Origin of the sequence: Arthrobacter sp. H41 (genome assembly GCF_000520535.1) — a bacterium.
Classification (GTDB): domain Bacteria; phylum Actinomycetota; class Actinomycetes; order Actinomycetales; family Micrococcaceae; genus Arthrobacter_D.
Map to the genome: position 1 here is coordinate 30555 of NZ_KI914837.1, position 7920 is coordinate 38474.

Sequence of the window (7920 nt, forward strand, 5' to 3'; positions counted from 1 at the left end):
CGTCCGCCTGAGTCTCTCGCAGGCGAGGCGGATCGCCCTGAATGCCCAGGGTCTCGCGAGGGTTCGTCCGGAAGGGCCGGCTTCCCCGGCGGCGGTTTCCCGGATCGTACGCCGGCTTCAATTGCTCCAGATCGATTCAGTGAACGTTCTTTCGAGGTCCCACTACCTGCCGGTGCTCTCTCGTGTGGGCAGCTACGACCCAGCAGTGCTCGATCGGCTGTCGACCAGACACCCGCGCCGCCTGGTGGAGTACTGGGCCCACGAAGCAAGCTTCATCGACCCCGAGCTTTTTCCCTACCTCCGCCCGTGGCAGCGGCGCACCTGGATGGGCGCGTCGCGAATGGACCAGGAGCTTCGCAACCACCTCGAGCCGAGGGTACTCGAACTTCTCGACTCCGGCCCTGCACTCACCGCAACCCAGATCCAGCGGGAACTGGGCCATGAGGAGATCCGTTCGACCGACGGTTGGGGATGGAACTGGAGCGCAGTGAAACGGGTGCTGGAGGATCTCTTCGGCCGGGGAGCCTTTCTCCGCGCACGGCGTGTGCGGAGAAAGGCTCGATCCGGTGACCGTCCGCCTGAGTCTCTCGCAGGCGAGGCGGATCGCCCTGAATGCCCAGGGTCTCGCGAGGGTTCGTCCGGAAGGGCCGGCTTCCCCGGCGGCGGTTTCCCGGATCGTACGCCGGCTTCAATTGCTCCAGATCGATTCAGTGAACGTTCTTTCGAGGTCCCACTACCTGCCGGTGCTCTCTCGTGTGGGCAGCTACGACCCAGCAGTGCTCGATCGGCTGTCGACCAGACACCCGCGCCGCCTGGTGGAGTACTGGGCCCACGAAGCAAGCTTCATCGACCCCGAGCTTTTTCCCTACCTCCGCCCGTGGCAGCGGCGCACCTGGATGGGCGCGTCGCGAATGGACCAGGAGCTTCGCAACCACCTCGAGCCGAGGGTACTCGAACTTCTCGACTCCGGCCCTGCACTCACCGCAACCCAGATCCAGCGGGAACTGGGCCATGAGGAGATCCGTTCGACCGACGGTTGGGGATGGAACTGGAGCGCAGTGAAACGGGTGCTGGAGGATCTCTTCGGCCGGGGGGAGATCGGCGCAGCGGGGCGAAGCCCCCAGTTCGAGCGGCTGTACGGGCCGGTACGATCGGTGCTGCCTCGTCCGGCCCTTGCCGACACCTGCGTCCCCGCGCAGGACGCCCTGCACGTCCTTGCCGAACGGGCCTCCGGCGCCCTCGGCATCGGGTCCGCGCGGTGCATCGCCGACTACTTCCGGACCCCTGTCCGGGAGACGACGGAGGCGATCCGTTCCCTCGAGGCCCGGGGCATCGTTCGGGCCGTGGAGGTGGACGGGTGGAACAAGCCCCTCTTCGTCTCGTCTTCGGCGGTTCTGCCCCGGCGCGCGGAGGGCAGGGCACTGCTCAGTCCCTTCGACTCCATGGTGTTCGAGCGCGGCCGGCTGCAGTCGCTCTTCGGCTTCCACTACCGTATCGAGATCTACACGCCGGCCCCGAAGCGCCGCTATGGCTACTATGTGTTGCCCTTCCTCCTTCGGGAGACCATGGCCGCGCGGGTGGACCTCAAGGCCGACCGCAGCTCCGGAAGGCTGCTGGTGAGGGCATCCCATGCCGAGCCCGAAGCACCCGCCGATACTGCCGCGGAGCTGGCCGGGGAGCTGCTGCTGATGGCCGTCTGGTTGGGACTGGGGGACGTGGTGGTCGGGGAATCCGGCAATCTCGCCGCTGCTTTGCGGGCTGCAGTCGACACGGCTCAGGCGACTGCCGGGAACTGAAACGGGAGAGTAGGCGTCTAGCACGTAGACTGAACACGCCATATTTGGGCAGCCTTAGATTGGGAGCGAAAACCAGTGCCATCACTTCTTGAACGTGTTCTCCGTACCGGCGATAAGAAGACACTGAAGAAACTCCGGAACTACGCTGATGCGATAAATGTTCTCGAGGACGAGTTCCGCGAACTTTCCGACGCGGAGCTGCGCGGAGAAACCGACCGGCTGAAGAAGCGCCATGAGGAGGGGGAGTCGCTCGATGCGTTGCTTCCCGAAGCGTTCGCCGCCGTCCGCGAAGCCTCCAGCAGAACCCTCGGGTTGCGGCACTTCGACGTCCAGCTGATGGGCGGGGCGGCCCTGCACCTGGGCAATATCGCCGAAATGAAGACCGGTGAGGGCAAGACGCTCGTCGCGACGGCCCCGGCCTACCTCAACGCACTGACCGGCAATGGCGTCCACATCGTCACCGTCAATGACTATCTTGCCGAATACCAGTCGGACCTGATGGGGCGCGTCTTCCGTTTCCTTGGACTGACGAGCGGCTGCATCCTGTCCAAGCAGGACCCCGCGACGCGCCGCGAGCAATACGCCGCGGACATCACCTACGGGACGAACAACGAGTTCGGATTCGATTACCTCCGGGACAACATGGCCTGGAGCGCGAGTGAGCTGGTGCAGCGCGGTCACAACTTCGCGATTGTCGACGAGGTCGATTCCATCCTGATCGACGAGGCGCGGACACCCCTGATCATCAGCGGGCAGGCCTCCGGGGACGTGAACCGCTGGTACAACGAATTCGCCAAGGTCGTCAAACGCCTCACGATCGATGATGACTACGAGGTGGATGAGAAGAAGCGCACAGTCGGGGTGCTGGAGGACGGTATTGAGAAGGTCGAGGACTACCTCGGCATTGAGAACCTCTACGAGTCCGCCAACACGCCGCTCATCGGCTTCCTCAACAACGCCATCAAGGCCAAGGAACTCTTCAAGCGCGACAAGGACTATGTGGTCCTCAACGGTGAAGTGATGATCGTCGACGAGCACACCGGGCGCATCCTCGCGGGCCGGCGGTACAACGAGGGAATGCATCAGGCGATCGAGGCCAAGGAAGGCGTCGAGATCAAGGCCGAGAACCAGACCCTGGCCACCGTCACGCTGCAGAACTACTTCCGCCTGTACGACAGGCTTTCCGGAATGACCGGCACCGCGGAGACCGAAGCCGCGGAGTTCATGTCCACCTACAAGCTCGGCGTCGTCCCCATTCCCACCAACCGTGAGATGGCGCGCAAGGACCTGTCCGACCTCATCTACAAGAACGAGGTCGCGAAGTTCGACGCCGTCGTCAAGGACATCGTCGAGCGGCACGAGAGTGGACAGCCGGTCCTGGTGGGTACCACCAGCGTCGAGAAGAGCGAGTACCTGTCCAAGCAGCTTGCGAAGGCCGGCGTGCGCCATGAGGTGCTCAACGCCAAGAACCACGCACGGGAAGCCGCCATCGTGGCCCAGGCCGGCCGCAAGGGGGCCGTCACGGTGGCCACCAACATGGCCGGCCGCGGGACCGACATCATGCTGGGTGGCAACGCGGAATTCAATGCGGTGGCGGAGCTCGAGAAGCGGGGCCTTGATCCCGCCGAGAACGCCGAGGAATACGAGGCTCAGTGGACCGCAGCCATCGAAGCCGCCAGGCACGCCGTAGAGGCTGAGCAGGAAGAGGTCCGGGAGCTGGGCGGACTCTACGTCCTGGGCACCGAGCGGCATGAGTCACGCCGCATCGACAACCAGCTGCGTGGGCGCTCGGGCAGGCAGGGCGACCCGGGACGGTCGCGGTTCTACCTGTCGCTGACGGACGACCTGATGCGGCTCTTCAACTCCGGCGGCGCCCAGCGCATCATGAACGGCGCGACCATGCCCGACGACGTTGCGCTCGAGTCGAAGCTCGTGTCGAAGGCCATCGAAAGTGCCCAGGGGCAGGTCGAGGGCAGGAACGCGGAACAGCGCAAGAACGTCCTGAAGTACGACGACGTCCTGAATCGCCAGCGCGAGGCCATTTACGGTGACCGCCGGAGGATCCTCGAGGGCGGCGACCTCCAGGAGAAGGTCGGCTACTTCCTGGAGGACGTGGTGACGGCGATGGTCGACGAAGCCACGGCCCAGGGCCACGGTGACGACTGGGACTACGAACTGCTCTGGACCAACCTCAAGACCCTGTACCCGATCACCCTGACCATCGATGAGGTGGTCGAGGAAGCCGGCGGCACGTCGAAGATCACCCGCGACTTCCTGCACGCTGAAATTCTTTCCGATGCGAAGCTGGCCTACGAGGCGAGGGAGCAGGCGCTCGGCGAGCAGACCATGCGCGAGCTCGAGCGCAGGGTGGTGCTTTCCGTGATCGGGCGGAAGTGGCAGGAGCATCTCTACGAGATGGACTACCTCAAGGAAGGAATCGGGCTGCGCGCCATGGCCCAGAGGGATCCGCTCGTCGAGTACCAGCGGGAGGGCTTCGTGCTCTTCCAGGCGATGATGGAAGCTATCCGGGAAGAAAGCATCGGGTACCTGTTCAATCTCGACGTCGAGGTGAGCGCGCCCGCAACAACCGGTCTGCCGGGTGTGAAGGATGCCCGGGGACTTGTCCAGTCGCCGACCATCAAGGCCGCCGGGCTCGATGCTCCTGCACGGCCGGCAAGCCTGAACTTCTCCGCCCCGAATGCGCAGGGCGAGGCCGAAACCCACGTCGAGCGCCAAGGGGCCGAGAAGCCGGCCATCGGAACGAAGGGCGGGGCCAAGGATGGCCAGCAGGCCGCCGCCAGGCGGAGGAAAGGGTAGGTCCCTACCCGATCTCGAGTGCGGTGACCCTCCACGTCCCGCGTCGTTGTTCAATGCGAAGGGCAACGGCGCGGACCCTCTTCTGGTCGAAGACCACTACCGCAGCCTCGTAGGCGGCGGGTTTGACGCAGCACACCCGGACCGAGCGGACGACGACGTTCCGGTGTACCCGGAACGCCGGCGCCTGTCCCGGCAGTCCCGTTCCACTTCGTTCCGCGGAGATGCAGCGGATGAGGTTGGCCCGGAGCTGAAGGCGTTCGTAGCTGTCCGGATCCAGCCACTTCGCCATCTGCTGCAGGGGGCGCGCTCCTCCAAGGACCTCGAGAGCGCCCTGGGCTACTGAGCGCGCGATCCCGGAGACGCGCGCATCGAGGGAATGATCATCAGTAGTTGCATCCTCGGCTACCGGTGCTGGAGGCGCTGCAGGGAGAGCGACGACGGATTCCGTGCGCTGGCGGGATTGCCGGGCCACACCCCGGAGTACCGGCCTCGGTCCGCCGCTTACGGCGGCGAGGTCCACGGCGTCAAGGGGTTGCAGGCGGGCCATGACTGACATTGTTTGTTCCTTTCGCTGGCGATTCAGGGTGCGGGGGGAATCCGAAGGATCTGGCCCGGGAAGAGCAAGGAGGGATCCTCTCCGATACCTTCCCTGTTCTCCCGGTACCAGGTGGGCCAGGCTGCTGCCACCTCGAGATCGGTGGCGAACGCACCGAGGTGGGCCGCCGCGATGGTCCACAGTGAGTCGCCCGGTTTCACGATGACCTCGACGGCTCCCGTGGCGACGGTGTCGGGAGTGCGCGCGGTATCGGTGCGGAGCACCAGTCCGCCGGTGGACGGTGACGGTAGGGGCTTCCAGGACGGCGCGGCGTCGACCTGGCCGGGCATCTCCCCTGGGATGGCGTCCGCGGCCTCGTCCGCCGTCAGGCTCCAGGAGGTGCTTCCTCCGGGCTCGGCGGTCTCCGCCTCTTGCGACGTGCTGCTGGACGGAAAGGCCGGTGCTGCACTTGCCATCGCCGGAACGGCCAGCAGGTTCATCCCCAGTGCCGCTGCCGCAAGGCGCCTCATACAGGCAGGGGAAAAGCGGGCGGCAATCGAAGCGGCGTGCCGGTGCCCGGTAGTCGCCAGGAGTTGTGCCATTACCGCCGCTGCCGCCGCGAATACCCACCAGATAACGGCGCCGATGCCGGCTGCCGAACAGCCGATTCCGAGTATCTCCTCGATGCCTGCTGCGGAACGGGACGACGCATTGCTGGCGATGAGTGCGCCGGACCACCACAGGAGCACGCCTCCCGCCAGCGCCGCAGTGCCGCATGCCGTATCCGCTGTAACTGCTTTCACTGCGGCCTCCCTCGATCCGGTTTTGAACCAGTTTGATGCAGTTTGATTTGTTTTGTCTAGGTTGAATCGATTTGTAGTGGAATCATTGCGTTGACGGAGCCCGGTGGTCGGCCATAGGCTTCCCGCATGCGCTGGGCTGCCCTGTTCGATGACATGGAGTTACAGTTCGCTGCTGCCCTCCAGGCCGCGTCCGAGGAGGAGGCAGCCACCCTCTTCCGGAGTGAGCAGGGGCGCATCGCTCTGACTGCCCGCCTCGCAGGTCAGGGCAGTAGCGACGTGACGGTAAGGGTTGCCGGCGGGCAGGATTTCACTGGCTGCATCTCGCACGTCGGTTCGGAATGGCTCGTCATGCGCTCCGGTGCCCGTTCGGTTCTGATACCGCTCGCCGCAGTCCAGGTTGTCCAGGGATTGAGCCGGGCCGTCGGAGCGGCGCCCACGCGGGTGCACGCAAGACTTGGACTTGCCTCCGCGCTTCGCACCCTGAGCCGGGACAGGCAATCCGTGAGCGTGTATGCAGGAAGTGCGGACGCCCGCTATGACGGCGTCCTGGACAGGATCGGCCGGGACTTCCTGGAATTGGCGCTGGTCCCGACGGGTGAGGAGCGTCGTTCCTCGAACGTGTTGGGCGTGCTGACCATGCCCTTCGCCGCAGTCTCAGCCGTGGTCGCGCTCGCCTGACGGAACCGGCTCCTGCCCCAACCCTTCCGCCGGTTCGGGCTAGCTGTTGGTGATGCTCTCCGGGTCACGCAGGGAGGATGCAGTCTTCTCGTAGGCCTGCTTGATGTAGTCCTCAAGCACCGTGGCCTCCACCCTCCACTGGCCACGGCCTCCCACCTGAATGGCGGGCAGGTCGCCCGAGCGCACCAGCGCATAGGTCTGGGACGAACTGATGTTGAGGACTTCGCCCACGTCTGCGAGGGTGAGGAACCGTTTCTCAGCCACGACAGCCGCCTTCCTTTGCCGGATGAAACGTCGTCCTAATGATGTCATTCCAACCGCCGTCGAACGCACTTATCCACAATTCGGGTGTATTCGATCTCAATGGGCTAGTTTTGTACGCGGCGGAGAGAACAGGGGAGCGCAGTGTCTACGAGCAGTGCACGCGGCAGCAGGACCGGCGACGCGGAGAGGCTGAAGAAGCCCTCCTGGCGTGATCCACGCCTCCTGGTGGGCCTTCTCCTTGTCCTCGCCTCGACCGCGGGCGTCATCGCCCTGATGGGCAGCGCGGACCGAACCACCGGGGTCTACGCCGCGAAGAGCGACATCGCAGTGGGATCGATCCTGGCGCCCGATGATTTCGACGTGGTTCCCGTGCGGCTCGGCGACCTGGAATCGTCCTACGTGCTGGCAGCGGACGGCCTTCCGGAGAGCCCCATCGCCACCCGCCTGATCAAGCAGGGTGAGCTCGTACCGAGGGGCACGGTCGGCACTGCCGATGAACTCGACCGTAAGCCCGTCGGATTGAGCGTCACTGATCCGTTGCCCACCGGCACTGCCGCCGGGGCGAGAGTGGATGTCTGGGTTTCGCTCCGTGGCCAAGGAACCGCCTTCGAGGAACCGGTCCTCCTCCTTGAAGCCGCCGAGGTATCCGAAATCACCGTGAACGAGTCGGCGCTCGGCGCGAACTCCTCGACTCTGGTCCACGTCCTCGTCGAGGATCAGGCGATGCCGGCCCTCCTTGACGCACTGTCGAACGAGGCCGCCATCGCGGTGGTCCTGAATCCCGGCGGGAATCGGTGAATATTCCCGTCGTCACTGTCGGAACCGCCGCCGGCGACCACGTGGCGGGCCTCGAGAAGCTGCGCGGTCCGGTGACGGTCGTACGCCGGTGCGAGGAACTGTCGGAGCTGATGGCCGCGTGTCAGAGTGGCCTCGCCCGCGCCGCTATTTTCGCTCCCGGTGCGGGTGAGTTGACCCTGACGGTCCTCGAGAGGCTTCGCGCGGCGGGGGTGGGGGTAGTAGTGCTCAC

The 7920-nt window shown here is 65.2% G+C and carries 7 protein-coding genes and 2 pseudogenes; 6 read left to right on the plus strand and 3 right to left on the minus strand.

Annotated features, from left to right (window positions below):
* Positions 1 to 103: 103 nt before the first annotated feature.
* The 3 genes and pseudogenes from Y705_RS23715 to secA form a co-directional block, all read left to right on the plus strand.
* A pseudogene (locus tag Y705_RS23715) lies at positions 104 to 547 on the plus strand (DNA glycosylase AlkZ-like family protein); the annotation flags it as partial.
* A gap of 19 nt (positions 548 to 566) precedes the next feature.
* Complete coding sequence (locus Y705_RS20585; protein WP_049822872.1) at positions 567 to 1796, plus strand: winged helix-turn-helix domain-containing protein; 1230 nt, start codon at positions 567 to 569, stop codon at positions 1794 to 1796.
* A gap of 75 nt (positions 1797 to 1871) precedes the next feature.
* Entirely contained in the window at positions 1872 to 4613 is a 2742-nt protein-coding gene (gene secA / locus Y705_RS0115385; protein WP_026533495.1) for a preprotein translocase subunit SecA, read from the plus strand.
* A 4-nt stretch (positions 4614 to 4617) separates the two neighbouring features.
* Here secA and Y705_RS23325 read toward each other — a convergent pair whose 3' ends face one another.
* Positions 4618 to 5169, minus strand: coding sequence for an Rv3235 family protein (locus tag Y705_RS23325; protein ID WP_253908655.1), 552 nt, complete (start codon positions 5167 to 5169; stop codon positions 4618 to 4620).
* 23 nt (positions 5170 to 5192) lie between these two features.
* Positions 5193 to 5951 (minus strand): LysM peptidoglycan-binding domain-containing protein, encoded by a 759-nt coding sequence (locus Y705_RS20595; RefSeq protein WP_155850107.1) that lies wholly within the window; start codon positions 5949 to 5951, stop codon positions 5193 to 5195.
* A gap of 126 nt (positions 5952 to 6077) precedes the next feature.
* On the opposite strand from Y705_RS20595, the gene Y705_RS0115400 reads away from it, so the two are divergent.
* Positions 6078 to 6629, plus strand: coding sequence for a hypothetical protein (locus Y705_RS0115400; RefSeq protein WP_026533496.1), 552 nt, complete (start codon positions 6078 to 6080; stop codon positions 6627 to 6629).
* A 39-nt stretch (positions 6630 to 6668) separates the two neighbouring features.
* Here the strand turns inward: Y705_RS0115400 and Y705_RS0115405 are convergent, their stop codons facing one another.
* Complete coding sequence (locus Y705_RS0115405) at positions 6669 to 6893, minus strand: helix-turn-helix domain-containing protein (protein ID WP_026533497.1); 225 nt, start codon at positions 6891 to 6893, stop codon at positions 6669 to 6671.
* Positions 6894 to 7034: 141 nt separating this feature from the next.
* Between Y705_RS0115405 and Y705_RS0115410 the strand changes: the two genes are divergently transcribed.
* Together Y705_RS0115410 and Y705_RS22520 are read left to right on the plus strand one after the other, a co-directional pair.
* Entirely contained in the window at positions 7035 to 7691 is a 657-nt protein-coding gene (locus tag Y705_RS0115410) for a hypothetical protein (protein ID WP_049822874.1), read from the plus strand.
* Positions 7688 to 7920: pseudogene (locus Y705_RS22520) on the plus strand (chromosome partitioning protein); the annotation flags it as partial. The gene Y705_RS0115410 and the pseudogene Y705_RS22520, both read left to right, overlap by 4 nt.